The 26552-nt window shown below is 65.8% G+C and carries 22 protein-coding genes; 6 read left to right on the forward strand and 16 right to left on the reverse strand.

Features of this window, described 5'->3' with window-relative positions; genetic code table 11:
- Positions 1–43 precede the first annotated feature (43 nt).
- Together R3P93_RS17240 and R3P93_RS17245 are read right to left on the reverse strand one after the other, a co-directional pair.
- Positions 44–922, reverse strand: coding sequence for an ROK family protein (locus R3P93_RS17240; protein ID WP_094671025.1), 879 nt, complete (start codon positions 920–922; stop codon positions 44–46).
- A gap of 9 nt (positions 923–931) precedes the next feature.
- A complete protein-coding gene (locus R3P93_RS17245) occupies positions 932–1702 on the reverse strand; it encodes a class I SAM-dependent methyltransferase (protein ID WP_262498494.1) in 771 nt (256 codons plus the stop codon).
- Between the two features lie 84 nt (positions 1703–1786).
- On the opposite strand from R3P93_RS17245, the gene R3P93_RS17250 reads away from it, so the two are divergent.
- Positions 1787–3007 (forward strand): glycosyltransferase family 4 protein, encoded by a 1221-nt coding sequence (locus R3P93_RS17250; RefSeq protein ID WP_317533633.1) that lies wholly within the window; start codon positions 1787–1789, stop codon positions 3005–3007.
- Here R3P93_RS17250 and R3P93_RS17255 read toward each other — a convergent pair.
- Positions 2954–4690, reverse strand: coding sequence for a hypothetical protein (locus R3P93_RS17255; protein WP_394855321.1), 1737 nt, complete (start codon positions 4688–4690; stop codon positions 2954–2956). The genes R3P93_RS17250 and R3P93_RS17255 overlap by 54 nt on opposite strands.
- 25 nt (positions 4691–4715) lie before the next feature.
- On the opposite strand from R3P93_RS17255, the gene R3P93_RS17260 reads away from it, so the two are divergent.
- Positions 4716–5939 carry an MATE family efflux transporter gene (locus R3P93_RS17260; protein ID WP_317533548.1) on the forward strand — a complete coding sequence of 408 codons (1224 nt, stop codon included), beginning with the start codon at positions 4716–4718 and terminating at the stop codon, positions 5937–5939.
- A gap of 26 nt (positions 5940–5965) precedes the next feature.
- Here the strand turns inward: R3P93_RS17260 and R3P93_RS17265 are convergent, their stop codons facing one another.
- The 3 genes from R3P93_RS17265 to R3P93_RS17275 form a co-directional block, all read right to left on the reverse strand.
- Positions 5966–7459: a hypothetical protein gene (locus tag R3P93_RS17265; RefSeq protein WP_317533549.1), complete on the reverse strand. Its 1494-nt coding sequence runs from the start codon at positions 7457–7459 to the stop codon at positions 5966–5968.
- Between the two features lie 92 nt (positions 7460–7551).
- Positions 7552–8265 carry a phosphotransferase enzyme family protein gene (locus R3P93_RS17270; RefSeq protein ID WP_317533634.1) on the reverse strand — a complete coding sequence of 238 codons (714 nt, stop codon included), beginning with the start codon at positions 8263–8265 and terminating at the stop codon, positions 7552–7554.
- Positions 8266–8385: 120 nt separating this feature from the next.
- Positions 8386–9522, reverse strand: coding sequence for a DUF3068 domain-containing protein (locus R3P93_RS17275; RefSeq protein ID WP_317533550.1), 1137 nt, complete (start codon positions 9520–9522; stop codon positions 8386–8388).
- A gap of 166 nt (positions 9523–9688) precedes the next feature.
- On the opposite strand from R3P93_RS17275, the gene R3P93_RS17280 reads away from it, so the two are divergent.
- Entirely contained in the window at positions 9689–10837 is a 1149-nt protein-coding gene (locus tag R3P93_RS17280; RefSeq protein WP_317533551.1) for an acyltransferase family protein, read from the forward strand.
- Here the strand turns inward: R3P93_RS17280 and R3P93_RS17285 are convergent.
- The 3 genes from R3P93_RS17285 to R3P93_RS17295 all read right to left on the reverse strand — a co-directional run bounded on the left by R3P93_RS17285 (position 10815) and on the right by R3P93_RS17295 (position 15826).
- Complete coding sequence (locus R3P93_RS17285) at positions 10815–15062, reverse strand: alpha-(1->3)-arabinofuranosyltransferase (protein WP_317533552.1); 4248 nt, start codon at positions 15060–15062, stop codon at positions 10815–10817. The two genes, R3P93_RS17280 and R3P93_RS17285, sit on opposite strands and share 23 nt — an antisense overlap.
- A gap of 22 nt (positions 15063–15084) precedes the next feature.
- A complete protein-coding gene (locus tag R3P93_RS17290; RefSeq protein ID WP_082073827.1) occupies positions 15085–15255 on the reverse strand; it encodes a DUF2613 domain-containing protein in 171 nt (56 codons plus the stop codon).
- A gap of 103 nt (positions 15256–15358) precedes the next feature.
- Positions 15359–15826 (reverse strand): universal stress protein, encoded by a 468-nt coding sequence (locus R3P93_RS17295; protein ID WP_094639207.1) that lies wholly within the window; start codon positions 15824–15826, stop codon positions 15359–15361.
- 155 nt (positions 15827–15981) lie between these two features.
- Here R3P93_RS17295 and R3P93_RS17300 point away from each other — a divergent pair, with 155 nt between their 5' ends.
- Both R3P93_RS17300 and R3P93_RS17305 read left to right on the forward strand, forming a co-directional pair.
- Positions 15982–17157 (forward strand): glycoside hydrolase family 3 N-terminal domain-containing protein, encoded by a 1176-nt coding sequence (locus R3P93_RS17300; protein WP_317533553.1) that lies wholly within the window; start codon positions 15982–15984, stop codon positions 17155–17157.
- A 62-nt stretch (positions 17158–17219) separates the two neighbouring features.
- Positions 17220–17822: a TetR/AcrR family transcriptional regulator gene (locus tag R3P93_RS17305; protein WP_032396646.1), complete on the forward strand. Its 603-nt coding sequence runs from the start codon at positions 17220–17222 to the stop codon at positions 17820–17822.
- A gap of 70 nt (positions 17823–17892) precedes the next feature.
- Here R3P93_RS17305 and R3P93_RS17310 read toward each other — a convergent pair whose 3' ends face one another.
- Positions 17893–18750 (reverse strand): MaoC/PaaZ C-terminal domain-containing protein, encoded by an 858-nt coding sequence (locus R3P93_RS17310; RefSeq protein ID WP_094639226.1) that lies wholly within the window; start codon positions 18748–18750, stop codon positions 17893–17895.
- Positions 18747–20093, reverse strand: coding sequence for a 3-oxoacyl-ACP reductase (locus R3P93_RS17315; RefSeq protein ID WP_317533554.1), 1347 nt, complete (start codon positions 20091–20093; stop codon positions 18747–18749). The genes R3P93_RS17310 and R3P93_RS17315 overlap by 4 nt, the downstream gene beginning before the upstream one ends.
- A gap of 83 nt (positions 20094–20176) precedes the next feature.
- On the opposite strand from R3P93_RS17315, the gene R3P93_RS17320 reads away from it, so the two are divergent.
- The gene (locus R3P93_RS17320; protein ID WP_094612988.1) at positions 20177–21520 is read left to right on the forward strand and encodes an acetyl-CoA C-acetyltransferase; all 1344 of its coding nucleotides are present in this window, start codon (positions 20177–20179) and stop codon (positions 21518–21520) included.
- 130 nt (positions 21521–21650) lie between these two features.
- Here R3P93_RS17320 and R3P93_RS17325 read toward each other — a convergent pair whose 3' ends face one another.
- The 5 genes from R3P93_RS17325 to R3P93_RS17345 are packed head-to-tail and all read right to left on the reverse strand — an operon-like array spanning position 21651 to position 26446.
- The gene (locus R3P93_RS17325) at positions 21651–22970 is read right to left on the reverse strand and encodes an ABC transporter substrate-binding protein (RefSeq protein ID WP_317533555.1); all 1320 of its coding nucleotides are present in this window, start codon (positions 22968–22970) and stop codon (positions 21651–21653) included.
- Positions 22967–24010: a branched-chain amino acid ABC transporter permease gene (locus tag R3P93_RS17330; RefSeq protein WP_068049160.1), complete on the reverse strand. Its 1044-nt coding sequence runs from the start codon at positions 24008–24010 to the stop codon at positions 22967–22969. Before R3P93_RS17330 ends, R3P93_RS17325 begins: the two co-directional genes overlap by 4 nt.
- A gap of 1 nt (position 24011) precedes the next feature.
- Positions 24012–24890 (reverse strand): branched-chain amino acid ABC transporter permease, encoded by an 879-nt coding sequence (locus tag R3P93_RS17335; protein WP_094639203.1) that lies wholly within the window; start codon positions 24888–24890, stop codon positions 24012–24014.
- 22 nt (positions 24891–24912) lie between these two features.
- Positions 24913–25635 carry an ABC transporter ATP-binding protein gene (locus R3P93_RS17340; RefSeq protein WP_317533556.1) on the reverse strand — a complete coding sequence of 241 codons (723 nt, stop codon included), beginning with the start codon at positions 25633–25635 and terminating at the stop codon, positions 24913–24915.
- On the reverse strand, positions 25625–26446 hold the full coding sequence (locus R3P93_RS17345; protein ID WP_256989537.1) for an ABC transporter ATP-binding protein: 822 nt from the start codon (positions 26444–26446) through the stop codon (positions 25625–25627). Before R3P93_RS17345 ends, R3P93_RS17340 begins: the two co-directional genes overlap by 11 nt.
- Positions 26447–26552 lie beyond the last annotated feature (106 nt).

Consider the following 26552-nt stretch of genomic DNA (forward strand, 5'->3'; position numbering starts at 1 on the left):
ACCGAGGGGTGGGCCCCGTTCTGGCTGTGTGGGTATGCCCCGTTCAGACGGTGAGCGCGGCTGCCCCGGCCAGCGTTCCGAGTCCACCCAATGCGGCCGGGACCACCTGCAGGCCATCGAGGAATTTCAGACGCGCATGTAGCGCGATCGACTCCTGAATCGGATTCCACAGCGGCGGGCCGGCCTGGGCGAAGCCACCACCGATCACCACCATCCGTACGTCCACCAGGGCGACGGCCGACGCGATCGCCTGACCCAGTGCCACTCCGGCGCGCTGCAACGAGGTGATGGCGACCGGCTCCCCGGCGGCCGCATCGGCTGCCAATTCGGTTCCGGTGCTGCCGGTCCACCCCAGCTCGCGCGCCCACCGCACCGCCGACGGACCACTCGAGACGGTTTCCACGCATCCGATTCCGCCACACGCGCAGGGCGTCGTGGAACCGGGGACGACGATGTGTCCGATGTGCCCGGCGTTGCCGCTGGCACCGGCGACGATCTTCCCGCCCAGCACCAACCCACCGCCGATGCCGGTCGACACCACCAGACTCAGCACGTCCGGAACTCCTACGGCGGCACCGAAGCGGTGCTCACCCAGTGCCGCTGCGCTGCCGTCCATCGCGAGGCGGATGTCGGCTTCGGGGAAGAGTTCGGCGAGGTGATCGCGCAGCCCGAAGCCGTTCTTCCACTCGTCGATGTTGATCGGAGCGACCGACCCGGTCTCGAGATTCACCGGACCGGAGCAGGCGACGCCGATCCGGGTGACAGTGGCGGGTTCGGCCGTGTTCCGAAGCAGTTCGGCACAGGCGTCCCAGACATCGGACTCGGGAGTCGGCACCGTGACCGGATTCTCCGGCCGCCCGTCGTCGCCGACGAGTGCCGCCGTCATCTTGGTGCCGCCGATGTCGAGTGCGAGTGCCGTCATCGTTCCAGGCTAGGTGTTCGGTTTCAGAACGAGGACGAGGTTGCTGCCGAGGAATTCTCGTAGTACTGGAACTCGCATCATCCACCATGCCCAGCGGGGATGGTAGCGGGGGAATGCGGCCAGCAGCGTGGCGTTGGGAGTGCTTCGTGCCCAACGCAATCCGTCTGCGGCGCTGATGTCGAACAGGGATTCGCCGAATCGATTCTTCGGTTCGTGACCGGTGGTACGGGCGTAGCGGCGGGCCGCGTACTCGCCGCCGAGGTAATGCCAGGGTCGGGTCTCGTGGCCGCCGAACGGACCGAACCAGATGGTGTACGAGAGCACCGTCAACCCGCCGGGCCTGGTGACCCGCAGCATCTCCTCGGCCATGGTCCACGGTTCGCGGACGTGCTCGGCGACGTTCGACGAGAAGCAGATGTCGACACTGTTGTCGCGGAACGGCAGTGCCATCCCGGAGCCGCGCACCGAACCGGGTATCTGCAGTCCCGCCGCATGCATCTCGGACGCATCGGGCTCGACGGGCAGGTAGCGCGCGCAGCCGGCCCCGAAGACCTCGGCGAAGTATCCGGGCCCGCCGCCTACGTCCAACACGGTCGCCGCGGACATGTCTGTGCCGGTCAGGCCCCGATACAGATCGCCGATCAGCTCCACGGAATCGCGGGCCAGTGCGCCGTAGAAGATGTCGGGAGCGCTCTGCTCATGTCCGAAGTCCTTCAGCAGACTCACCGAGCGACGCAGTGTCGCGCGAGAGGCGAACAAACGTGTCACGGCGGAAGTCACGAAGACGAACCCTAGCGGTTAGTGTGGCAACGGTAATCGACGGCGGTCGTGAAACGAACATGCGGAAATTGGGTGAAGCGGGCTGTGCGCGAGGTTCTGTTGCTGTGCTGGCGCGATACCGGGCACCCGCAGGGCGGCGGCAGCGAGCGATACCTCGAGCAGGTGGGCGCAGGTCTGGCTCGACGCGGCGTCCGCGTCACGCTGAGGACGGCGTCGTACCCCGGAGCTCCCGCCGAGGAGATCGTCGACGGCATTCGCATCAGTCGCGGTGGTGGACGCCTGTCGGTGTATCCCCGCGCACTGGCCGCCATCGCGGCCGGGCGGCTGGGTTTCGGCCCGCTCAAGGGCATCGCACCCGACGCGGTGATCGACACCCAGAACGGCATTCCCTTCTTCTCCCGTGCTGCGTTCGGCGTTCCGGTGACGCTGCTGGTGCACCACTGCCACCGGGAGCAATGGCCGGTCGCGGGGCCGATGATGGCCAAGCTCGGCTGGTGGCTCGAATCGACTGTGTCTCCGCGGGTACACCGCCGCAATCAGTACCTGACGGTGTCGTTGCCGTCCGCGGACGAGTTGGTCGCACTGGGCGTCGACCGAGAGCGCATCGCCGTGGTGCGCAACGGAGCCGACGAGATTCCCCGGTCTGTGCCCGAGGGTGACGAGAGCACCCGTACCGCGCACCCGTCGCTGACCGTGCTGTCCCGGTTGGTTCCGCACAAGCAGATCGAGGACGCGCTCGACGCCGTTGCTGCGCTGCGCGGCCGAATTCCGAACATCCACCTCGACGTCATCGGCGGCGGTTGGTGGGAGCAGAACCTCCGCGATTACGTGAGCGAACTGGGCATCGAGCAGTACGTCACCTTCCACGGGCACGTGGAGGAGGACCGCAAGCACGCGCTGCTCGGTCGGTCCTGGGTGCACGTCATGCCCTCCCGCAAGGAGGGATGGGGGCTCGCGGTCGTCGAGGCAGCGCAGCACGGCGTGCCGACCGTCGGCTACCGAAGTTCCAAGGGCCTCACCGATTCCATCATCGACGGCGTCACCGGCGTGCTGGTGGGCGGGCTTTCGGATGGTGAAGAGGACCGGGACGTCTCCGGTCTGACCGCTGCCGTCTCGGAGCTGCTGCAGGACGCCGAAGCCCGAACTCGCCTGGGCGAGAAGGCGCGAGTGCGCGCGGGGGAGTTCTCCTGGGAGCAGTGCGCCGACGGTGTGTACTCGGTGCTCGACGCCACGACGCGTGGCACGTGGTCGTCAGGTCTGGTGGGTGCGCAGCACTCGGATTCGGCTCAGCAGTCCTACCGCTAGTCCGCCGAGAAGTAGCAGTGCCCATGCGAGGTGGGCAACGACGACGGCTGCCGCTGGCCGGCTTTCGGTGAGCACGGGATCGGGTACTCGGTAGAGCGTGAGCTGGTCGTCGGAGTACGCGATGGCCAGTGAATTCAGTGTTTGCTCGGATTCGCCGAGTTCGCCGGGGGTGGTGTTCTCCACCAGTACCCAGCCGACACCCAGCTCTGCGACGACGTCCACGGGTTCGCCTGCGAGCAGCGCATTCTGGACCTCCGTCGCGCGCACCCCCTCACCGCGCACCGTGCCGCCCGCGACGATGAGCTCGCCGGTCTGCAACACATCCAGTGGCAGCATGCGCGGCGCGGGATCGAGAACGGGAGCACTGCCGCTGTAGGGAAAGAGGCGGAACATCCCGGCCGGTAGCACCGCGACATCGCCGTCGCCGCTCTGTACTTCGGCTGCGACCGCCTGCCAGGACTCCGGGTACACCACGGGCCGCATCGAGTTCCCGACGCCCCAGCCCAGGTCGGGTAGTGCGATCAGCAGGGCCGCTATTGCCACGGCACTGCCGAATCGGGTGCGTTGGACCGCGCTCAGCGCGGCTGGCTGCACCCGATTCGGTCGACGACGGGGAGAAAACGCGGCCGCCGCGGCCAGAGCGTAGATCGGCATCGCCAGCGCGACCCACTTCTGTGAGTCCCTGAGCAGGCCGGCACCGGGCACCGTCTCGCCCAGCGCGCGGGCCATCGCCAACCCTGGTCCCGTCGCTGCCAGCGCAGGCGCTGCGATGGCAAGCAACGCGACGACAGCGAGTCCCACGATCACCGGATTTCTTCGACGCCTGATCAGCGGGCGCACTCCCAACGCGACCACGGTCAGCAGCAGCGCCGTGCCCACGAACGCGAAAGCCCCTGTGCGAGAATCGGGTACCGCATCGGAGTTCCAGATTCCGCCCAGACCGGCGAGGCTGCCGAGGGTGCCCAAGCCCGGCTCGGCGCGCGCCGCGAACGCCGCCCAACCCGCCGGATCCGCCTGCTCGACGCCACTGCCGGACACGGCCGTCGCCACCAGCCACGGTGCCGACGCCACCGCCGCCATTCCGAGGGCGCCGACCACGCGCAGGCCGCGTCGGGCACCCCCGGGGAGGGCGAGGACCACCAGGGCAATGGTCGCGGCGAGCAACGCGCCGGTGGGGGTGAGCCCGGCAGCGGCGAGACAGACCCCGAGTGCCCACCAGGAACGGCCCTCTCGGACCGCGAGTGCAGCGACCACCGTCCACGGCAGAGCGGCGTATCCGACGAGCAGGCTCCAGTGTCCCTGCAGCAGTCGCTCGGCGACGTACGGGTTCCACACGGCCACCGTCGACGACACGAGCAGCGCGGGCAGTGGGGCTGTCGGCAGCACCGTTCGTGCCATGACCGCCGCACCCCACCCGGTCAGCCACAGCGCGAGCAGCAGAATGGTCTTGACCACGAGTCCGCCGTCGAACACCGTCGACAGCGCGGCGATCGCGGCGTCCTGCGGGACGGCCCGCGCAGCCGTGTCGGCGATTCCCCAGGCGGAGTCGGTGAAGTAGGAACGGGGAGTGCTGACGGCGTCGCGCAGCAGGAGATAGCCGGGGCCGAGCAGCGGGCCGACAATCACCACGGCGAGCAGCAGGCTGTAGAGCGGCGGTGTCCACCTCGACCTCGACCACGCCATGATCGGCACCCTATACCGTGGGCTCATGTCTTTCCGCGCCTCGTCCGAGGCAGACCACACGGCGGGTGCGTCGGTCGCCGGGATGGGGATGGTGACGGCCGGTTCGATGTTCGCGAACGTTGCGGCGTACCTGCTGCAGGTACTTGCGAGCCGGATGCTCGGCGTCGAGGGCTACGGAGAATTCGCGAGTCTGCTTGCTACGCAATTGGTTCTCGCGGTTCCGGCGTTGGCGTTGCAGTCCGTCGTTGCGCGTGAAGTGGTGCGCGGACGCAGTTCTCGCGAATTGCGAACTGTGGGGTACCGGTGTGCGGCAGTGGTGGGGGTGCTCGCTCTGGCACTGGCACCCGCACTGTCCGCGGCCATGGACGTCTCGATGACGGCGACCGTGTCGGCGGTCATCGCTGCGCCGGTGTTGGTGCTGCTGGCTGCCGAGCAGGGGTTGCTGCAGGGGCGTGGGCGATTCGGAGCCCTCAGTGTCGTGCTGGCCGCAGCAGGATTCGGCAAGGTGGCACCGGCGGTGCTGGTGTTGTTGCTCGGCGGTGGTCCCGGTTCGGTTCTGTTGGCCACGGCCGCGGGTATCGGTGTGGTGGCACTCGGTGCGAGATGGACGGCCGGGGTACCGGTGAACTCGGTGTCGGAAACCAAGGTCACCGTTCTGGCCGTGCTACAGGCGTCACAGGTGCAGTTGGTGTTGATTGCGATGTCCGCGTTGGATCTGGTGCTGGCGCGCACGCTGCTCAGCTCCAACGAAGCCGGGCTGTACGCCGTCGGGGCCGTTGCGTCGAAGGCGGCATTCTGGTTACCGCAGGCCGTTGGCGTGGTGCTGTATCCGCGGATGGCGAACCCGCTGCATTCTGCGTCCGCGGTGCGATCGGCGCTGGCCGTCGTCGCGGGGCTCGGTACCGTTCTGGTGATCGGCGGTGCGCTGGCGTCTCCGCTGTTGCCGTTGGTGGTGGGCGATACGTATTCCGGTGTGCAGGAATATGTCTGGCTGTTCGTGCTGCAGGGTGCGTGCCTGGCCGTGCTGCAGAGCGCACTGCTGTGGGCCATCGCGGGCGAACGTACTCACCTCGCTCTCGTCGCCTGGTTCGCCCTCGCCGTCGAGGTGTTGCTGTTGCTGTTCGTGGCGTCGACACTCGCGCAGTTCGTCGTCGTCGCGGCCGTCACCGCCGCGGTGACAATGGTGGTGGTGTGTGGGTTGGCGCTGTGGGGAGGAGGCGTCGGTCGGCAGAGGCTCGGATCCCGCTGATGGAATCGGCTCTCACGGCGGAGCTGTCATGGCATTGTCGTGACATCGAGGTACATGCCGCGGCCAGTTGTCGGATTCGGCACGTACCCGAACTCCGCGAAGCTCTCGTCTGTGAAGGGCAGCTCGATTGCTCTCGCGCCGGCGTTGGCGAGAGTGTGTGTGATCGAGTGCAGGAGCTGCGTCGCCACCGACCCACGGGTGCCGGGCACCACTTCGAGAACATCGATACACGCGGTGGTGTCGTCGACCCACCTCGCGGCGGCGTGTCCTACGAACGGCCGCACCTCGCGGTTGTCGAGGTACGCCTGCAGCCAGCACGCGAGTACACCGGACTTCAGTGCTTCTCGGGCGGTGCCGATGTTCAAGCCGGTTTCGGCGAGCCAAGAGCCTGACGTGTCGTGGCGAGGCACCGCTGCCACCCGATGTTGACGACTTCCGCTCATCTCGGTGATCGGCCACGAGATGTGAATAGCACCGTCGGCTTCTCGGGTGCGTTGTCCCCATACCAACAAACCTGTTCGCAGATCCTCCTGCCAACTCGAAAGACAGACGGCCACAATGGAATCAGGCGTATTCAGCGGCGGGCCGGAAAAGTCGTCCTCCGACTGGGGAAGCCGCAACGTTATCGCGAATGTATTCGGGTTCTTCGCCCAACGAAAATAGACGCGGGCCTGGTCCTGCTCGACGTGGACGCGGATGGGGCGAAACTTGGTGTCGACTCGTCCGCGAACCCGCACCCTCCGAATCAGATTCTGCGCGGTCGTGGACGCTGGCGTCGGGAGACTTCCTGTGTCATCACCGGTGATGTGCAGACGCCATGCGCCATCGGCCTCGGTATTCGGGTCGCGGATGTCGGCGGTCTCGAAAAATGGACCCACGGCGCTGAGGTGCGCTGCCACAGCAGGTGATGTCGGGATGATCTTGCGGGCCGAATCGATCCCGTCCCACACCCGCTGGAAAGCGAAATTGTCCGGCGCAAGTGTCGGCTGACCGTCGGTATCGAGCAGCAGCACGTACACACGCTGTGCGAACCTCATCAGCGTCGCCGGGTTCTTCGGTGGGTTGGGGGTACGCACCAATTCGTATGCATAATCGGCCCACCGCTCGCCGAGGAGTGCACGCGTCCAGGCCTCGGATTCTGGATCGGTCACCGAGTCCACCAGATTGGACCGTGCAGCTGTGCGGTCCTGGTACTCATCGGAGAACCCTTGGACGTGGATACGTAGAAGCAGCGGATTCCCCTCTGCCGGAAACGATCCCAGATCCCCGGCGTCCTGGTAGCTGTGCCGCATGTGTATTCGCAGACCTGGAACGGTAAGCGAGGGCCCTTCCACCGGGTGGTCGTCGATCGGCCAGCGGGGGTCGCGATGAGACAACGTGCGATCGGCGGCAATGTGCCGCAACAAGTCTCGATAGACCGCTATTTCGTCTGTGTACAACGAGGCGATGTGGCCAGCCATGGCGACGATATCGGGCACACCGTGCGATGGTGCGCCGTCGTAGTCAGTGGGCCGAGACATTCTTTCTGCGTATTGTCAGCATTCCGACACCGTAGACCATCGTCGCTGTGTGCGATACCGAGAGGTGCAATACCGTGCGGACCAGACGATGGTCAAGGTGAGGCTGTACCAGTGAAGTCCGGCACCAATGACCTGGCGTAATCGGGTTCGGGTATCCAGCACGTAGCGATCTCCCACGCCACGTTCGCTCTGAGTTCGGCGGGACCGACCGGAAGGTCGTAGTGGGGTTGGTCCACCCGCGCTTCGTCCCAATCGAGCAACACACACCGGCCTTGTTTGTCGATGATCGCATTGCGCGCATGTGCGTCGCCGTGAACCACACATGTGGGGGACGGCGTTCGTGCCCCTCGCCAGGCATCGATTATCTGGTTGGCCAATTCGGTTGGCATAGCGGTCAAGTCGATATCGCCACCGACGAGGAGTTCGGGAAGATCGATCGAACTCGCCGACCCGGGGCGCTGCGGCCAGCCCTCGGTCACGGCGTGGACCGCGGCCAAGGCGTCCGCGATGCGGGGGTCTTTCGGTTCGGGGTGTGAACCTTCCACGTATTCGTAGACGTGCCAGCCGTCGACGTCCAGGTCGCCCGCCGACGACGGTATGAACACAGGTAGGTGGATGCCACATTCCTGGAGGTGGCGGAGAAGGTGCCACTCCCAGGACCGAGAATTCGGATTGCGACGTGAGTGTCGGATGACGACTCGGACGCCGTCGAGCTGCCCGGACCGGATGTCGTTTCGCGCACCACCGGACAACGGACCGTCGACTGCGAGACCCGGCCAACATGACCGCACCGATTCGGGGAGCATCACTGGTTTGGGTCCCGTCTCCAGATAAACCAGTGGCGTGGTTGCGTGCCCCCACGGGCACTCAACCACGCCACTGTCATCTGGGTCGTTCCGCAGGCTCCACTCCTGCGCGTAGCGCACTTACTCCTTGTTGAGGTTCGTCCTCGGAATCTCTTCCGTGCGATCCGTCGTCCAGTCGCGGTTGCTCGCGGGTGCGGGTGCTGCTCCGCCTGCGGGGTTCGGTCGCGGCGCGTTGTCGGCCCGGGCCGGCTGACGATGTCCGCCGTTTCCGCCGCCGCGCAGGAGCAGGACCACTCCGGCGATCAGCGAGATGACACCGAGAATTCCGGCGATGATCGGGACGGTGCGGCCGAAGAGCGAGAGTTGATCCTGGCCGTCCTTGGCCTGCTGGATCTGGTATTCGACGGTGTTCTCGTCGAACGTGATCGGTGCGTTGAGGACGTCGACCTCGGCGTTGCCCGCTTCACGTCCGTAGTACTGGTGAATCTGCTCTTCGCCCTTGACGACGACGCCGGTCTCGGGCTCGACCCACAGGGTGCGGGTGTTCTCGTACCAACGGGTCATCGTCACCGGCGCGGCTCCACCCTCGACACCCCAGGTGTCGGCGGGCAGGGTGACCTTGTTGGTCGGCAGGTTCACCACGGTCGACAGGTCGACCGGGCCGACGGTCTGCTGGTACTGGTACACCGGCGTGCCGTTGATCTCGGTTGCCTCGACGAAATCGATGTCCTTGGTCGCACGCGCGTTGACGTCGAAGTACGGGTAGCTCTTCTGCTCCGAGTTGAACGGGAACTTGTACTGCAGACCGGTGTGGGCCACCTCTTCGGCGGGCGCGTTGCCGGCAACCTGGATGGTGCCGATCGGGTTCTCGACGGGCATGGACGTCTTGCGGTCGATGGTGACGCGGTCGACGCTTGCGGTCAGCAGTCCGGTGTCGGCCTGCTTGTCGCTGCGACGCAGAGTCTGGCCCGCTTGCAGCGTCATGATGTCGGCGTCGGAGGGATCCTCGACGGTGACGAATCGCTGCGAGACGAGGGGAACGTTCTGGTCGACGACTGCGCGGCCGGCGGCGAGGGAGGTCGCATCGAGCACGCTGCCCTCACCGGTGGAGACGGTGGTGACCTCGAGATCCAGCGGCGTCTTCTCGAGTGCCGAAATGGTGTAAGTGGGAATGAGAATGGCGGCGACCACCAGAAACGCGCCCAAGCCGATGAGTACGAGGGCAAGTATCCGGCTCGGCCCTGAGCGCTCCGCCATGCTGAATCTCCTTAGTTGACCGCTTCATGGAAGACACCGCGAGCGGGAAACATGTTCACCCCGACCCGATGCCCGATTTATTACGACACGTCGCAGGTGACAGTAACAGTCGACAGTGGCACCGGTCTCGTCTGCGCCGGTTCGACACGGCACACTTGAGACCACCATGAGCACACAGACCCGTTCGGCAAGCGTTGTCCCGCTTCGTGGGTTCGTACCGTCACTCGAGGGAATGCGTGCCGTCGCGTGTATCGGCATCGTTGTCACCCACGTGGCCTTTCAGACCGGTGGCGCGACCTCGCCGATCTTGGGTCATGTGTGGGGCAGATTCGACCTGACGGTGGCGATCTTCTTCTCGCTGTCCGGATTCCTGCTGTGGCGTCCGCACGCGGCGGCAGCTCGCGGTCATGGGACTGCCCAGCCGCTCGGCCGCTATTTCCGTTCGCGGTTCGCAAGGATTCTGCCCGGTTACTGGGTCGGCGTGGTGCTGATCCTGCTGTTTCTTCCCGATGCCGGCGGTGACTACCGCGTGTGGCTGGCGAACCTGTCGTTCACTCAGGTGTTCGTGCCGCTGACCCTGACCCAGGGCTTGACGCAGATGTGGTCGCTGTCCGTCGAGATCGCTTTCTATCTTCTGCTGCCGGTGTTCGCCTGGTTGATGGTGCGCCTGCGCGGTGCGGCCGCCGCCCGCCGTATACCGGTCATTCTGGGCGCTGCTGTGCTGACACTGTCGTGGGCTTTCGTTCCGGTGTCGACCCCCGATGGCATCCACCATGACAACTGGCTCCCCGGCTACTTCCCGTGGTTCGCGGCGGGGATGCTGCTCGCCGAGATCTCGGTGGGGCCGACGACCTGGGTGCATCGGTTGGCTCGTCGCCGACGTGTCATGGCGTCCATCGCGGTTGCCGCGTTCGCTCTATCGGCAACTCCTCTGGCGGGTCCGCAGGGCTTGGTGCGTCCGGCGGCCTGGCAGTTCGAGATCAAGATCCTGCTCGGCGCGATACTGGCCTTCGCGATGCTCGCCCCGCTGATTCTCGCCGAGGACGGGAGCCGGCATCGCTTCCTCGAGCATCCGGTGATGCTGACGCTGGGCCGCTGGTCGTACGGATTGTTCATCTGGCATCTGGCTGTACTTGCCGTCGTGTTCCCGGTGTTCGGCATCATCCCGTTCTCGGGCGGGATGTGGTTCGTGTTGCCGGTGACGCTCGCACTGTCGATTCCGGTGGCAGCGGCGAGCTACGCGCTGGTGGAGGATCCTGCTCGACGACGCTTCGGCCCCCGCAAGAAGGCGGTCAGGGCTTCCGTATCGCCGTGATCGCCAACGCGACGATTCCGATGAGGGACGCCAGCTGCACCCAGTAGGAACCGCCGACGTAGCCGTCGGGAGATCGCCATGGTCCGAGCGAGAGCAGCGCTGGTGCCAGCAGCGTGAGTCCGCCTGCAGTGCAGGCCAATACAAGTGAGGACGCCGTGCGACCGTGACGGCGGTCCAGGAGCATGGCACCGATGCCGATCACGGCCACGGCCACCACACCGGCGATTCCGGCCAACACGATCGTTGCTCCCAGCAGCGCCACGACTGCGACCGGAACGCTCTGCCACGGCCGCGGCGACGGACCGACATCACGCACTCCTCGCGGCCGACGCAGCGCTACGAACAGCAACGGGATCAGCAGGAGAAGCCCACCGAAGATGCCGAGCCGGTACCAGCGGTCGGTGGTGAAATCCAACGAGATCGTCCCCGACGCCCCCGCCGGAACGATCCAGGCCTGCTGCCACCCGTCGACCACTACCGGGGACAGCTCGAGGCCGCCGGGAGCTGTTGCGCGCCAACCACTGTTGTTGCTCTCCGGGATGACCAGCAGACGGTCCTCCGTTGCGGAGGTGAGCGTCACCTCGCGGTGATCGGCGCTCCAGGCGGTGGTCCGGGCGGCCCGCGGTGCCGAGCTTGTCGGCCAATCGGCGGGAATGGGCATGGTGCGCAACCGAATACCGTCGACGAAGAACGATGCTCCCGGCTGCACCACCACGTCCTGGCGTCCCTCGGGCAGTGATACCGGGTTGACGAAATTCTCGTTCAGCGGGGTGTCGGAGTCGCACACCGACGCCTTCAGCGGCTCGCCGGAACGGAACTGGTCCGCGGTGGCCGTCACCGACGTGCGCACCGTTTGCCCGGCGATGGAGACGATGGGGCCGTCGAAGCAGTCGACGGTGATCCGGCGATCGCCGTCGTACGGTGCGCCGATCGGTTCACCACCGGACAGTGGCGTCACTTCGGCGAAGCCGGGAGGCTGTGACTGGATGAAGCCCAACGAGTTTCGGTCCAGGACGCCGTCCCAGTCCACGATCGACAACGCGATCCTGTCGGTCACGAACGGTGCCAGTTCGAGAGTCGTCGAGCCGTCGGTGTCGACGTCGCGCACCATCGGGCCGTTGCCGAGGTTGACGGCGACCCGGGTGGGGTGTGCCGGAAGTTCGCCGAGGCTGGGGGTGAGTTCGAGCCCGTCCACCAGTGTGGGAGTAGGCAATTCGATGGTCAAGGTGGGGTTGGTGCCGGCTCGATCGGTGATCGACTTCTCCGGCGCGGTCCAGGACGTGCGCGGATCACCGTCGGTCGCGGCGAATGCCGAACCGTGCAGATCGGCGACGTCCGACGCCCCGCTGGCCAACGGCCGCCCGGGCTGCGCCAGCAGCGCTTCGAGTTCGGGGGACTGACGCGTGCGCACCGTCAGGTCCGGAATGACCGCGGTGCCCATCGGTACGTCGATCGTGCGCGAGAAGCGGCCCAATTCCTCGGGCGACTTGGACAGCCCACTGCTGCAACGGATTCGATCCTCGGTGTCGAGGCATCCGGAACGGCCGGGGAATTCCTGGCCCAGTTCCCAGGCGTCGACGCTCGCCCCGTCGGGAGTCGCGGGCAGCACCGCGCGGTGCACGATCGGTACCTGCGTCGGGTTGTCTCGGTCGGAGTAGTCGTCCACCGACACCTCGCTGATGCCGAACTGGCTGCCCCGGGTTCCGTCGACCGTCGACTTCGCGGTGATGCGCAGCCACGGGGTTTCTCCGCCCGGCAGTGACACCGTCATCGGCTCACCCGGCTCGTCGACGCGCGCCGCGGTCGAGCCGTTCGGGGTGGTGATCTCCACCCACTTCACCGGGTCGCCGATCGTCCCAGGGCTGGTACGCATGCGCAGCAGCCCGCCGCGCACCGGAGTATCGAAGTCCAGTTGAAGCCATTGCCCCACAGCGCGTTCGATACCGTTGCTGATCCAGCTGGTAGCCAGATCTCCGTCCACCGCGGCGGCGACACCGCTACCCGGGGCGCTGCCGCCGATCTGCGTTGCGTCCGACGCCGAGCTCGACGCCGTCAGGGTCGCGCCCTCCCACTCGGCGTCCACGGTCTCGGCCCCGTACACCGGGTAATCGGAGACCTCGTTGAGCGAACGGCGCGGCTCGTCGGCGGCCCGCAGTGCAGAACTGTGATTGTCGACCTGACCGAAGTCCGTCTCGCGATTCATCGGGGTGTCGGTCACCGTCACCGAGTTCACGGCGATCCCCGCCGCCGCTGCATCCGAGGCCAGCAGAGTGGGACCCGACGGCACAGGATTGCGAATCCCGTTGTTCCGCAGTTCGTTCGAGCGCAGGATGGACTCCGGACCACCCTGGACCACCGGGACACGATCGAGATCGACGGTGTAGGGACCGGACGCGGGAATGCCTGCCGAATCACCGACCGCGTAGATCTCCACAGCCGGATACGGCGGTCGAAGATCACCGTCGAGTACGACGCCGTCGACCTGACCCGGAGCCACGTCCTCACCGAACTCGGCCACCTTCTCGAGTCCCGGCGAACCGTCGAGCACCTGGTGCACCGATGCGGGACGGGTGGATCGGGAGTCCTCGGGATCGAGGTCGTTGCGCACGACGACGTAGCTGATGCCCTGTCCCAGAAGGGTATCGGCCAACCCGGCCGACGGCCGACCGTCGGCGAACAGTCGTTGCACGGAGTCCAGCGCGCGGATGGCACCGGGCGGGGTGAGCGGTACCGCGTCGCGGACGGTCCAGGGCGTGGTGGCCAACGCCTGCAGTGGTTCGTCTCGGGTCAATCCCCAGGTCTGCAAGGCGAACGGTGCGCCGGGCACAATCAAGGCTCGCTGCGCGTCGGAACCGTCCGGGCTCGATCCCGAGGCATTCTCGGTGAGCCAGTCCGCGGCGTCGTGCCAGTACTGCGGAACGGCCTCGTACGCTCCTCGGGGCGCGAGCTTGCCCGTCCATGCCAACGAGGTGGACAGCGTCAAGGCCACGAGGATCAGCGCGGTCACTGCCATCATCGGATGCTTCTCGGGATGCGCGACGGCCGATCGCCACTGCGTCCGCGGCGCGGAACCCGGCAGCGGAACTCGGGCCAACAGGTGAGCCAGGCCCAGCACCAACGGTATTCGAATGACCGGCTCGAGTTTGTGGATGTTGCGTAGCGGTGCGCCTGCCGAATCGAGGAACACCCGGACGGCACCCGCGAATGGACCGTCCAGCTCGCCGACGAACCCGGCACCGAGGCCGACCAGACCGACGAACAACATGATCGTCAATCGCCCGCGCGCGGGCATCGAGCGCATCGCCAGGCCCGCGATTCCAGCAGCCGCGATCAGACCCGTCGCGATGACGGCCGCCGGCTGAGTCACCAGAACCGCACCGGCCACTCGCTCGGGAGAGACGAACGGCGTCCAACTGCCGGTGCCGCGCAGTACCTCCGTCAGTGACGTCCACTGCGTGGTGGTGCCGGACGATTCGATGTAGTCGAGAAACGGTGGAGAGACCTTGCCCAGCAACAGCAGTGGAACGATCCACCACAGCGTCGCGAGCACGAGAAAGCCCGACCACCACGCGCCGAAGACGACCCAACGTTTGTTCGGCCGATGCGACGACATCCAGATGACGGCCACCAGAACGGCGGCGGCGGTGGCGACGGCATTGACTGCGCCCATCAACGCGACCGCGAGCGCCGACTGCGCGGCCGCGCGTCTCACCGTGTACTTCCCGGAGTCGGAGCCGAGATACCGCACCATCGGGATCAGCACCCATGGTGCCAGCATCATCGGCATCGTCTCCGAGGAGATCGACGCGAGGGTGGTGATCACTCGCGGAGAGAGAACAAAGGCCGTCGCCGCGATCAGACGGGAACTGCGGCTGCCGATACCGAGGGCTTCGGCGAGTCGGACGATTCCCCAGAAGCCGGCGATGAGCAGCAGCGCCCACCAGATGCGCTGAGTGATCCAGGGCGGGATCGACAGCAGGTCGCCGCCGGCGAAGAACGCACCGTGCGGAAAGAAGTAGCCGTAGGCCTGGTTCTGCACCTGGCCGAGTGGGGCTGCGCTGTTCCACTGATGGGAGGCGCGTTCGAGAAATCCGAGAGGGTTCTGAGCCAGGTCGAACTTGGTGTCGGCGACGGTGAAGCCGGGGACCTGAAGAAAAGTGAGGAGGAACGCCAGAATCGAGACGCCGAAAAGCCATGTACGGCCGAGCGGCTCGGCCGAGATCATCGATTCACGAAAGCGACCAGCGTCAGCGGCTGCCGTACTCAACCTGGTTCAGCAAGGACGAGTCGGCGTTTCCGGAGCGATCGATATCCGGACGAGAGTTGTCGGCTGCGGCTGCGGTGACTCCGAAGACGACGCCCGCACCAAGTACGGCTCCGACGACGGCGGCAATGACACCCGGGACAGCAAACTTCATCTCGGTTCTCCAGTCAGTCGGCTCAGGAAGGAAGCGGGCGAGGTGGACCCTCGCGCGGGCATCACGGTATCACCCGTACCTGCAGAACAGGCCGGTGGACGCGTTACTTGCCGGGGGGAACGATCAGGACGGGTCGATGGCTGTGTCGCAGAACGTGCTCGGCCACCGAACTCTGGAGCAGCGCACGAAGACCGGTGGTGCCTCTCGTGCCGGTGACGATGATGTCGACGTTCATCTCGTCGGCCTTCTCCACGATCGCGCTCCAGATGGCGGTGGTGCATTCGGTGCACTGGCCCTCCACCTTCAGGCCCGCGGCCTCGGCCAGCGCGACACCTTCGCTGTTGGTCACCTTCGCGTCGGTGAGCGCAACGTCCTCGGCCTCGTCGTCGGGCACCCATTCGGGCTGCATGACGCCGGAGAGGCCGGACATTCGCGCGGCCTGACGCACCATCGGCTCCCACGCGGTGACGACGATCGCACGTGATGTGGTGAGAAAGCGTCCGGCATAGTCGATGGCGCGTTTGGCATTGTCGGAGCCGTCGTAGGCAATGAGTATGAGGTCTGCGGGCATGGTTCGAGGTCCTCCTCATGTCGCGTTCGTCCAGATTACCCCCATCCCCTTCGGGATCAATGTGGGTTTCAGTCGGTCGGAGTGCAACAAAGCCACATTGATCCGGACCCGGGGCGCGCAAGGAACACCCCCCGTCTCGGCTACCGTCGTATTCCATGCGACTTCGGTTTTCGGTTCGGTCCGCTGCGGTGATGACGGTCGGTGTCGGCTTGTTGGTCTCGTGCTCGAGTGAGTCCACGCAGGTCGCGTCGACGCAGACGGCACCACCTGCCTCGACGACGACTGCGGCCGAGACGACGGTCCCGCAACCGCTCCCACCCGTCGACGAGTGCGTGACGTTCGTCGACGGCCTCACCGAGCGTCAGCGACTGGCGCAGTTGCTCACCGTCGGAGTCACGGGAACTGCGGACGCGGTGCAGATCATGTCGACCGAGCAGGTCGGTGGCCTGTTCGTCGGGAGTTGGACCGACGAGTCGATGCTCGGAAATCGGGAAGTACCGCAGGTGCTCGACGCCTCCGCGGTGGCTCCGATGATCACCATCGACGAGGAGGGTGGACGGGTCTCGCGAGTCGCGGATCTGTTGGGAGAGGCACCGTCGGCGCGAGTGTTGGCTCAGACGATGTCGGTGGACGAGGCCTATCAGGCGGCGTTGACGCGCGGCCAGGGGTTGAAGGATCTCGGTGTCACCGTCGACTTCGCTCCGGTGGTCGATGTGAGCGCTCAGCCCGATGATTCCGTCATCGGCGATCGGTCGTTCTCCGACGATCCGCAGGTCGTCATCGAGTACGCGGGTGCATACGCGCGGGGTCTGGAAGACGCGGGCGTCAAGCCCGTCATCAAGCACTTTCCCGGGCACGGTTCGGGATCGGGCGACTCACATACCGGCGCGGTGACGACGCCGTCGCTCGACGAGTTGAAGGCCAAGGATCTGTTGCCGTTCGCGGCGTTGAACAACACCGGCGTCGGCGTCATGGTCGGGCACCTCGATGTGCCGGGACTGACCGAGCCGGGTGTGCCGGCGAGTATCAGCCCGGCCGCGATGGCGTTGTTGCGCGATGGCGTCGGATACGGTGCCGCACCGTTCGACGGCCCGATCTTCACCGACGACCTCAGCGGCATGGCGGCGATCACGGCGAGGCTCGGGATCGTCGACGCGGTCGAGGCGGCGTTGGTTGCGGGAGCAGATGTGGCGCTCTGGCTCACCACCGATCAGGTGCCCGCGGTGTTGGACAATCTCGAAGACGCGGTGGCGACGGGACGCCTCGACGCGGCGCAGGTGGACGAGGCTGCGGCGACGGTTGCCCGGTTCAAGGGGGCGTGCGGGGCCTGATTGTGCGGTACTGGACCTTACTGTGGAGTAACGTCTAGTACTTCGTACGTATTGGAGGGTCCATGGCTGGCGGCACCAAGAGATTGCCCCGCGCCGTCCGCGAGCAGCAGATGCTCGACGCGGCGGTGGATGTGTTCTCCGACAACGGTTTTCACGAGACGTCGATGGATTCGATCGCCAAGAAGGCGGCCATCTCCAAGCCGATGCTCTATCTGTACTACGGGTCGAAGGACGAGTTGTTCGCGGCGTGTATTCATCGCGAGGGCGTCAAATTCGTCGAGGCCCTGACTCCTGCTGCAGACCCGACGCTGACGCCGCGCGAGCAGCTGCGCAAAGCGCTGATCGGCTTCCTGGGATTCGTCGGCGAGAACCGGAAATCGTGGATGGTGCTCTACCGTCAGGCGATCGGCCAGCAGGCGTTCGCCTCGCAGGTGCAGAGCAGCCGGGATCGGCTGATCGAGCTGACGGCCGGTTTGCTCGCCATGAGCACGAGGGATCCGGAGCAGTCGCAGAATTTCGGGCTGATGGCCGTCGCGTTGGTCGGGGCAGGCGAGGCCGTGGCCGACCGCGTGGCGGGCGGCGAAATCGAGGTCGACGCCGCAGCGGACCTGTTGGAGAACCTGGCCTGGCGCGGCCTGGCGGGAAAGAAGACCGCCACGACCTAGGCTCCTGCCGAACTCGAAGTTATGGACGAAAATCCTAGGAAATCCGTCCATAACTTCGAGTTCGAGCCAGCTACCGCAGCGTTCCCGTCAGATGCGGGTAGCCCTTCTTCGGGTTCTTCAGCGACAGGTCCCAGCCGGTACCGACGGCGTCGGCGTAGGCGTTGATCGTCGCGGGCAGGACGATCGGCTTGCCGAAGCGGATGCTGTAGTTCACGGCTTCCGGAATTCGACCCTCGACGGTCTGCAGGACGGCTGCCGCGCTCCACATTCCGTGCGCGATGGTCTTCGGGAACCCGAATGCCTTTGCGCCGAGCGAGGATACGTGAATCGGGTTTCGGTCTCCGGAGATGGCCGCGTACCGGCTGATGATCCGCTGATCGACGCGCAGGGTGCGGGTCGGGGGCGGCGGGACCTCGTCGGCGGGCGGTGCCTCACGGGGTCCACCGGACAGCGAGGTCTTCTGCAGGCTCAGGAAGCTCGAGGTCTGCTTCCAGACCAGTTCCCGTCCCACTTTGACCTCGCTGATCAGGTCCACCAACAAACCCTTGCGATGCTCGCGCAGATTCTCCGCGTGCACTCGGATGTCCAGCGGTTCGGAAGCGGAGATGCCACGGAACTGCTCGATGACGTTCTCGGCGTGTACCGAACCGATGGCCGCGAACGGAAAGCCCTTGGACACCATCAGTTTCATCACCGTCGGGAAGACGAGGGTGAAGGGGTAGGTCACCGGGAGCTGATCGCCGAATCGCAGCCCCGTCGCCCGGCAGTACCCGGCGAGGTTGTCGGGGTCCACCCGCAGGCCCTTGAGTTCGTACACCGTGTTCGGCACCGACGACGACCGGGATCCGAGGAACGGCAGCGCGCCGAGCGCAGCCGAGGTGTAGATGTCGGAGGTCTTCGGCTGCGCGGTGAGCGTGACGGTGCTCATGCGCCGAGCAGGCTCTGGCCGCACACGCGCACGACCTGGCCGGTGACGGCGTTCGATGCGGGAGAAGCGAAGTACGAGACCAATTCTGCGACGTCCACGGTCTCGCCGCCCTGCAGCAGCGAGCTCATGCGGCGTCCGGCCTCACGGGTGGCGAACGGGATTGCCGCGGTCATCGCGGTCTCGATGAAGCCAGGGGCGACGGCGTTGATGGTGATGTTCTTCTTCGCCAGCACCGGTACGGATGCATGCACCAGGCCGATGACGCCTGCCTTGGAGGTGCCGTAGTTGGTCTGGCCGCGGTTGCCTGCGATGCCGGCGATGGAGGAGACGTCGACGACGCGGCCGCCCTCCTTGAGTGCGCCGGATGCGACCAGCTCGTCGGTGATGCGCTGCGGGGCAGCAAGATTGACGCCGATGACCGAGTTCCAGCGGGCGTCGTCCATGTTGGCGAGGGTCTTGTCGCGAGTGATGCCTGCGTTGTGCACGATGATGTCGGCTCCGCCGTGACGCTCGAGCAGGTGCTTCGAGAGGACCTCTCCGGCGTCGGGGGAGGTGACGTCGAGTGCGAGCGAAGTGCCGCCCACCTTGTTGGCCGTCTGCGACAGTGCTTCTCCGGCAGCGGGAATGTCGGCTGCGATGACGGTCGCTCCGTCGCGGGCGAGGACCTCGGCGATGGTGGCACCGATGCCGCGGGCCGCTCCGGTGACGACGGCTACCTTGCCTGCGAGCGGCTTGTCCCACGAAGCCGGTGCCTGCGAGTCGGCGTCTCCGACGGTGATGACCTGGCCGTCGACGAAAGCGGACTTGGCCGAAAGCAGGAAGCGGAGGGTGGATTCGAGGCCGGACAGGCCGGTCGACGCCTTGGGGGAGATGTAGACGAGCTGCGCCGTGGCACCGCGCTTGACCTCTTTGCCGACGCTGCGGGTGAAGCCTTCGAGGGCGCGCTGAGCGATGTGCTCGTCGACGCTCGAGGTCTCCTCCGGCGTCGTGCCGATGACGACGACGCGAGCGGACGGTGCCAGGTTGCGGATGACCGGCTGGAAGAACTTGAAGAGCTGCTCGAGCTCGGCGACATTGCCGATTCCTGTGGCGTCGAACACCAGTCCACCGTGCTTGTCGTCGTGCGGCTGCGACTGCGGGTAGTCCGACAGCAGCTCACGCAGCGGCTCGACGAGGCGGCCACTGCCACCGATCAGGACCGGTCCGGCCAGCGGCGGCTCGCCTGCCTTGTAGCGGCGCAGCTTCTCGGGCTGCGGCAGGCCTGCCTGCTTGGCGATGAAGGCTCCCGGCGCGGACGCGAGGAACGTTGAGTAGAGATCTGGGGCTCCCTTGGAGGCTGCCACTGTCGTACCTTTCATTCAGCGCTGCTCGCTCGAGGAGCGAGGCGCACGACCGGGTGTCGACAACCAACTTACTCGCCAGTAAGATGAAACTCCACCAGGGCCTTTTTCGACGATGTTTGGAGACGTCAGTGACAAGCAAGCAGCTACGACCGGTCGCAATCGTCGGTGGCAACCGCATTCCTTTCGCGCGCTCGGACAAGAAGTACGCGCTGGCGTCCAACCAGGACATGCTCACCGCGACCATCGACGGGCTGGTCTCGCGATTCGGTCTGCAGGGCGAGCGCCTCGGTCTCGTCGCGGCCGGTGCCGTGCTCAAGCATTCACGCGATTTCAACCTCACTCGCGAGGTCGTACTGGGCAGTGCATTGAGCCCGTACACCCCGGCCTTCGACATCCAGCAGGCCTGCGGCACCGGCCTTCAGTCGATCATCGCCGTCGGCGACGCCATCGCGTCGGGTCGCATCGATGCCGGTATCGGCGGCGGTGTCGACACCACCTCCGACGCTCCGATCGGCGTCAACGACGAACTGCGCGAGTTCCTGCTCTCCCTGAACCGGGCCAAGAGCACCACCGACCGCATCAAGCTTCTCGGCAACGTCCGTCCCGGCATGCTCGGCATCGAGATCCCGCGCAACGGCGAGCCGCGTACCGGCCTGTCGATGGGTGACCACGCCGCCATCACCGCCAAGGAATTCGGCGTCCGCCGCGAGGACCAGGACGAACTGGCCGCAGCGAGCCACAAGAACATGGCTGCCGCCTACGACCGCGGCTTCTTCGACGATCTGGTGACGCCGTTCCTCGGCCTGACCCGAGACGACAACCTGCGTCCGGGATCGACCGTGGAGAAGCTCGCGACGCTCAAGCCGGTCTTCGGAACCAAGCTGGGCGACGCCACCATGACGGCCGGTAACTCGACGCCGCTGACCGACGGTGCGTCGGCTGCCCTGCTGTCGAGTGACGAATGGGCCGCCGAGCGCAACCTGCCGGTGCTCGCGCATCTGGTCGATTCCGAAACCGCCGCAGTCGATTACGTCCATGGCAACGGATCGTTCAAGGACGGCCTGCTGATGGCTCCGACCTACGCGATTCCGCGTCTGCTCGCGCGCAACGGCCTGACGCTGCAGGATTTCGACTACTACGAGATCCACGAGGCGTTCGCTTCGGTGGTGCTCGCAACTCTGCAGGCTTTCGAGAGCGACGAGTACTGCAAGGAGCGGCTCGGCCTCGACAGCGCGCTCGGTTCCATCGATCGCAGCAAGCTCAACGTCAACGGCTCCTCGCTCGCAGCGGGTCACCCGTTCGCCGCGACCGGCGGACGCATCGTGGCCTCGCTGGCGAAGATGTTGGCCGAGAAGGGCTCGGGCCGTGGCCTGATCTCGATCTGCGCGGCCGGTGGCCAGGGCGTCACCGCGATCATCGAGCGCTGATCACTGCAGCTTCGGCTGCTCACGAATCGGGGGACACAGGGTCGGCGGATCCGGTAATCGAGGGGTTTTCGGATCTGCCGACCACGACATGAAAAAGGGGCACGCATCCGCGTGCCCCTTTCTCGTGTGATCAGCCGGGTATGCCGCTTTCCGGCGGGGTCGATTCTTCGCCGGTGTATTCCTCCACAGCCGAATCGTCGATGTCCGTCTGCAGTACCGGAGTCAGGTACTCGGGCACTCCGCCGCGGATCTGGAAGACACTGGCACCGGAGATACCGAGGTGACTGTCTTCCGAGTACCGGAACGGAGCCAGCTGCGGTCCCTCGAAGTCCATTCCGCCGTCCTGGATGGCTGCGACGATGCCCTCACGGGTGGGATTCTCGCCTGCCGCCTCGAGTGCCTGCACGAAGGCGTAGGCCTGGCTCAGACCGTAGATCCGGTAGTTCGTCAGTGGATCACCGGTTCCGTTCTCCGCCCACACCTTCTGCCACAGTTGGGTCCACGGGTTCTCCGGAGAGTCGACGCCCGGGATGTACTCCAGCGAGATCATCCCTTCGAGCGACTGTGCGCCGTCGGTGACCGCACCCTGCGAGAAGCGGCCCAGCAGTGAGCCGACGAGGTCGACGTCGGAACCGATCGAGCTGTAGAACCACTCGGGGTCGTAGTTCAGCCGCATGGCGGTCAGCTGGCTCAGCGCGGTGTACGAGGGCACGTTGAAGCCGAGGATCAGATCGGCTCCGGCACCTTGCAGGGCCGCGATCTGAGGTGCGACATCGGTGTTGCCCGAGGTGTAGCGCACGACCTCGACGATCTGGTCGTCGAGATACTGGCGAACCGCTTCCTCACTGTCGCGGCCGAGGTCGTCGTCCTGGAGGAACAGTCCGACCTTGGCGTCGGGCCGGTTCTTGGTCACCCAGTCGCCGATGATCTTGCCCTCGACCTGGTAGTCGGGCTGCCAGCCGAACGTGTTGGGGTACTTCTCTGGATCGTTGCCCCACATGATCGCGCCGGAGGAGACGAACAGGTCCGGCACACCCTCCTCGTTGAGGAAGTCGATGACAGCGCTGTGGGTCGCGGTGCCGAGTCCGCCGACGACGGCGAACACCTCGTCCTGCAGGACGAGTTCGTTGACCACCTGGGTGGTGGTGGTCGGATCGTACGAATCGTCTCGAACCACGTACTCGATCTGCCTGCCGTTGATGCCGCCCGCGGCATTGACGTAATCGAAGTAAGCCTGGGCGCCCGTGGGGATTTCGCTGTAGCCGGGAGCCGCGACCCCGGTCAACGGGAAGTGGGCACCGATCTTCACCGACGTGTCGGTGATGCCGACCGTCGATCCTTCCGAGGACTCCGTCGCCTCGTCTCGGCCACCTGCACCGCACGCCGCGGCCAACGAGACGACGGCGACGAGTGCGGTCGTTCTGAACGCCACCGATCCGTACTTTTTCATTTCATTCCTTTTCTGGTTGTACGTAACTTGCGATACGTGCCCACCAAACCCAGTGGGGCGAACAGGATGACGAGGACGGTGAAGATTCCGGTCACCAGTGGTGCGAGTTCGGCCGATTGCAGACTGCTCAGCCCCAGATCGAGACCGAGGTTGGTCACCACCGGCGGGATGTAGGTCAGCAGAACGGCCCCGATCAATGCGCCGGACAGGGTTCCCAGTCCACCGATGACGACGGCGGAGAGCAGGGTCAGCGAGAGGGTGAGGGTGAAGCCGCTCGGTGCCGCGATTCGGGCCGACATCGCCAGCACTGCACCGCCCGCGCCGGCACAGGCCGCACTGACCACGAATGCGAGGATGCGTGCGCGGCCCAGGTCGATACCGGACAACTCTGCGGCGACCTCGTCGTCTCGGACGGCCCGCCAGCGACGACCGATGCGGCTCGACGAGATGTTGGCCAACAGGAAGAACACCAGCACGAGCAGTATCCAGCTGACGTACGCGACGAATTTCGTTCCGCTGAGCTCGTTTCCGGTGACGAAGAACATCATGTCGTCGATCAGCTCCGGCACTTTCGGTGCCGGGACGACGAGGCCTTGTTCGCCGCCGAGGTAGTCCGAGAAGTACAGGGCCAGGCCCGGTACGGCGACGGCGAGCGCCAGCGTCGCGCCGGCCAGGTACGGCCCGTGCAGTCGGGCGGCGGCCACTCCGACCACGATGCCCACCACTGCCGAGATCACGGTGGCGGCAAGCAGGACGAGGGGTACCGACCATCCCGAATCGTTGGCGCGCAACATCAATGCTGCGGTGTACGCACCGACCGCCATGAACGCGCCGTGCCCCAGGGACAGCTGGCCGCTCAACCCGGTCAGCACCGTCAGTCCGCCGGCAGCGATCGCCAGGTAGGCGACGGACGTGAGTTGGCTCTGACGGAAGGTGCTCAGAGATTCGAGGGCGAGCACGATGACGACGAGTCCGATGACAGCGCCCAGGAAGTGGCGTCGAACCGGTGTTGCGGTGAGGCGAGTGAGAGTCGCGTTCATGTCATACCCTCCTGGCCGCGGAGCCGGCGAAGAGCCCGCTCGGTCGCAGCAGAAGCACGACGATCAGGATCACCAATGCCGCGCTGGAGACCAGATCCTGACCGAGATAGCCGCTGACGAAACTGAGACCGATGCCCATCAACAGTCCGCCGACCACTGCGCCCGCCGGGCTGTCCAGTCCGCCGAGAACTGCTGCGACGAAGCCGAATACGACGATCGAGTCCATGTAGCCCGGATGTACCAGCGAGCCACCTGCGATGAGCAGCCCCGCCAGCGAACCGACCACTGCGGCCAGGGCCCAGCCGAGAGTGAGCATTCGGCTCACGCGGACTCCGAGGAGTTTCGCGACCTCCTGCTCGAAGGCGCTCGCGCGCATCTTCAGTCCCAGATCGGTGAACCGGAAGAGCAGGATCAGCAGTCCCAGGACCACGAGGACGGCGATGATCTTGAAGATGTCGTAGCCGGTCAGCGCTACGTTCATGTCGCCGATCCGCTGCCCGGTGAGGCCGAACGGTGCGGGGAAGGAACGGAATTGGTTGCCGAAGATGATGGCGGCCACCGCGTGGATGATGATGAACAACCCGAGCGTGAGAATGACCGGGTTGATGTGCGACGAGCTGTCGACGAACCGGATGACGAGTCGCTCCGTCAAGGCTCCCAGGAGCAGGCCGCACAGCAGCGCGACTGCGAATCCGATCCAGTAGGAGTAGCCGGCGTCGATGACGACCAGTGCGACGTAGGTGGTGATCATGGCCATCGGGGCCTGGGCGAAGTTGACGATTCGGGTCGATCGCCAGATGAGGACGAGGGCGAGCGCGAACGCGGCGTAGATCATGCCTGTCGTCACGCCGTTGATGAGGATGGTGAGCAGTTGTTGCACTGTGGCAGGCGTCCTTTCGGCTCTAGAACCCGAGGTAGGCGTGTCGGAGGGCGTCGTCCCCGGCCAAGGTGTCGGCGGGACCTTCCACCGCGACCTTGCCCAGATCCAGGACGACGGCGTGTTCGGCGATCGACAGCGCGCTGCGAGCGTTCTGTTCGACGAGAACGACGGTCATCGACTCGGAGTCGACGAGCCCGCGCAACGTCTCGAATATCTGTGCGGCGACTTTGGGTGCGAGTCCGAGAGAGGGCTCGTCGAGCAGAAGCACCGACGGTGTCGCCATCAGTGCTCGGCCGATCACGAGCATCTGCCGCTCTCCGCCGGACAGGGTGTGTGCGGAGGACGTTCGACGGCCGGTCAGGGGCGGAAACATGTCGTAGATGCGGTCGAGGGTGACGGCGTCGTGACTTCGGTTGCGTCCCATCGCGCCGAGTCGAAGATTCTCGTCGACGGTCAACTCGGCTATGACGCCACGTCCCTCGGGAACGTGCGCAAGACCTTTGCGGGACATGTGATCCGGTGCCACGCCGACTATGTCGGCCCCGGCGAGTTCGATCCTCCCCGATACCGGTTTGAGCAATCCCGAGATGGTCCGCAGCAGAGTGGTCTTTCCTGCTCCGTTCGCGCCGAGTACGGCGGTGACAGCTCCGGCCGCGACGGTCATCGACACCGAGTCGAGGGCGGTGACCGGGCCGTAGCGAACGGTCAGATCGGTGATTTTCAGGTGTGCTGCGTCAGTCTTCATGTGCCACTTCGTTTCCGAGATATGCCGCCAGTACGGCAGGGTCCTCGCGGATCTGATCGGGCGTTCCCTGTGCGATGACCTTGCCGAAATCCAGCACGTAGATTCGGTCGCACACACTCATCACGAGATCCATGTGGTGTTCGACGAGCATCACCGATGTTGCGGGTCGTTCCGGTTCGGAATCGGTGGGTGCCGTTGCGAGCGATCGGATCTCGTCGCCGAGCTCGCTCATTTCGTCACTGGACAGACCCGAGGCGGGTTCGTCCAGCAGGAGCAATGTCGGTGCGCTCACCAGGGCGCGTGCGAGCGCAACGCGTTTGCGCACCGCGTACGGCAGGCTCGGTGGCAATCGGTGCGCATAGCCGTCGATGCGCAGGCGTTCGAGAGTGGCCATCGCGGTGGAACGGACGGCGGCATCGTCGGAGGCGCTCGACGGTAGGCCGAGGAGGCCGGCGAGGATCCCGGTGTGCGCTGTCCGGTCGGCACCGACCATGACGTTGTCCAGCACGGTCATCCGATCGAACAGCCCGAGTCCCTGGAGAGTTCGGCTCATGCCGAGCCGGGGAAGGTCGTGCGGTCGTAGCCGGGTCAACGGTTCGCCGAGTCGTCCGAGTGTTCCCGATCGGGGACGAACGAGTCCGCACGCGACGTTGAACAGAGTCGTCTTGCCCGCACCGTTGGGCCCGATGACGCCGAGAACTTCGCCGGGTCGCACCTCGAGACTGACTCCGGACAGCGCGACGATGCCGCCGAAGGCCACCTCGATGTCCGCCATGGTGAGGACCGGGTCCTTCGTTCGAAGAGAGTTCAAGTGATCCACCTCACAATCTGTTGCGTTCACTATGGTGCGTTTCGCACAACGGGCGATATGGGCGCTGCGCACAGAATGTTTGGGTCCCTGGGCACCAGTAACGGTC

This window comes from Rhodococcus cerastii, assembly GCF_033042195.1.
In the GTDB taxonomy this organism is placed as follows: Bacteria; Actinomycetota; Actinomycetes; order Mycobacteriales; family Mycobacteriaceae; genus Rhodococcoides.

Excerpts from the sequence above, each read along its gene's own strand:
- R3P93_RS17240 (WP_094671025.1), bottom strand. The coding sequence starts at position 922 with ATGACGGCACTCGCACTCGACATCGGCGGCACCAAGATGACGGCGGCA.
- R3P93_RS17255 (WP_394855321.1), bottom strand. The coding sequence starts at position 4,690 with ATGGCGTGGTCGAGGTCGAGGTGGACACCGCCGCTCTACAGCCTGCTG.
- R3P93_RS17260 (WP_317533548.1), top strand. The coding sequence starts at position 4,716 with ATGTCTTTCCGCGCCTCGTCCGAGGCAGACCACACGGCGGGTGCGTCG.
- R3P93_RS17265 (WP_317533549.1), bottom strand. The coding sequence starts at position 7,459 with ATGTCTCGGCCCACTGACTACGACGGCGCACCATCGCACGGTGTGCCC.
- R3P93_RS17270 (WP_317533634.1), bottom strand. The coding sequence starts at position 8,265 with ATGCTCCCCGAATCGGTGCGGTCATGTTGGCCGGGTCTCGCAGTCGAC.
- R3P93_RS17275 (WP_317533550.1), bottom strand. The coding sequence starts at position 9,522 with ATGGCGGAGCGCTCAGGGCCGAGCCGGATACTTGCCCTCGTACTCATC.
- R3P93_RS17280 (WP_317533551.1), top strand. The coding sequence starts at position 9,689 with ATGAGCACACAGACCCGTTCGGCAAGCGTTGTCCCGCTTCGTGGGTTC.
- R3P93_RS17285 (WP_317533552.1), bottom strand. The coding sequence starts at position 15,062 with ATGATCTCGGCCGAGCCGCTCGGCCGTACATGGCTTTTCGGCGTCTCG.
- R3P93_RS17290 (WP_082073827.1), bottom strand. The coding sequence starts at position 15,255 with ATGAAGTTTGCTGTCCCGGGTGTCATTGCCGCCGTCGTCGGAGCCGTA.
- R3P93_RS17295 (WP_094639207.1), bottom strand. The coding sequence starts at position 15,826 with ATGCCCGCAGACCTCATACTCATTGCCTACGACGGCTCCGACAATGCC.
- R3P93_RS17300 (WP_317533553.1), top strand. The coding sequence starts at position 15,982 with ATGCGACTTCGGTTTTCGGTTCGGTCCGCTGCGGTGATGACGGTCGGT.
- R3P93_RS17305 (WP_032396646.1), top strand. The coding sequence starts at position 17,220 with ATGGCTGGCGGCACCAAGAGATTGCCCCGCGCCGTCCGCGAGCAGCAG.
- R3P93_RS17310 (WP_094639226.1), bottom strand. The coding sequence starts at position 18,750 with ATGAGCACCGTCACGCTCACCGCGCAGCCGAAGACCTCCGACATCTAC.
- R3P93_RS17320 (WP_094612988.1), top strand. The coding sequence starts at position 20,177 with ATGAAACTCCACCAGGGCCTTTTTCGACGATGTTTGGAGACGTCAGTG.
- R3P93_RS17325 (WP_317533555.1), bottom strand. The coding sequence starts at position 22,970 with ATGAAAAAGTACGGATCGGTGGCGTTCAGAACGACCGCACTCGTCGCC.
- R3P93_RS17330 (WP_068049160.1), bottom strand. The coding sequence starts at position 24,010 with ATGAACGCGACTCTCACTCGCCTCACCGCAACACCGGTTCGACGCCAC.
- R3P93_RS17340 (WP_317533556.1), bottom strand. The coding sequence starts at position 25,635 with ATGAAGACTGACGCAGCACACCTGAAAATCACCGATCTGACCGTTCGC.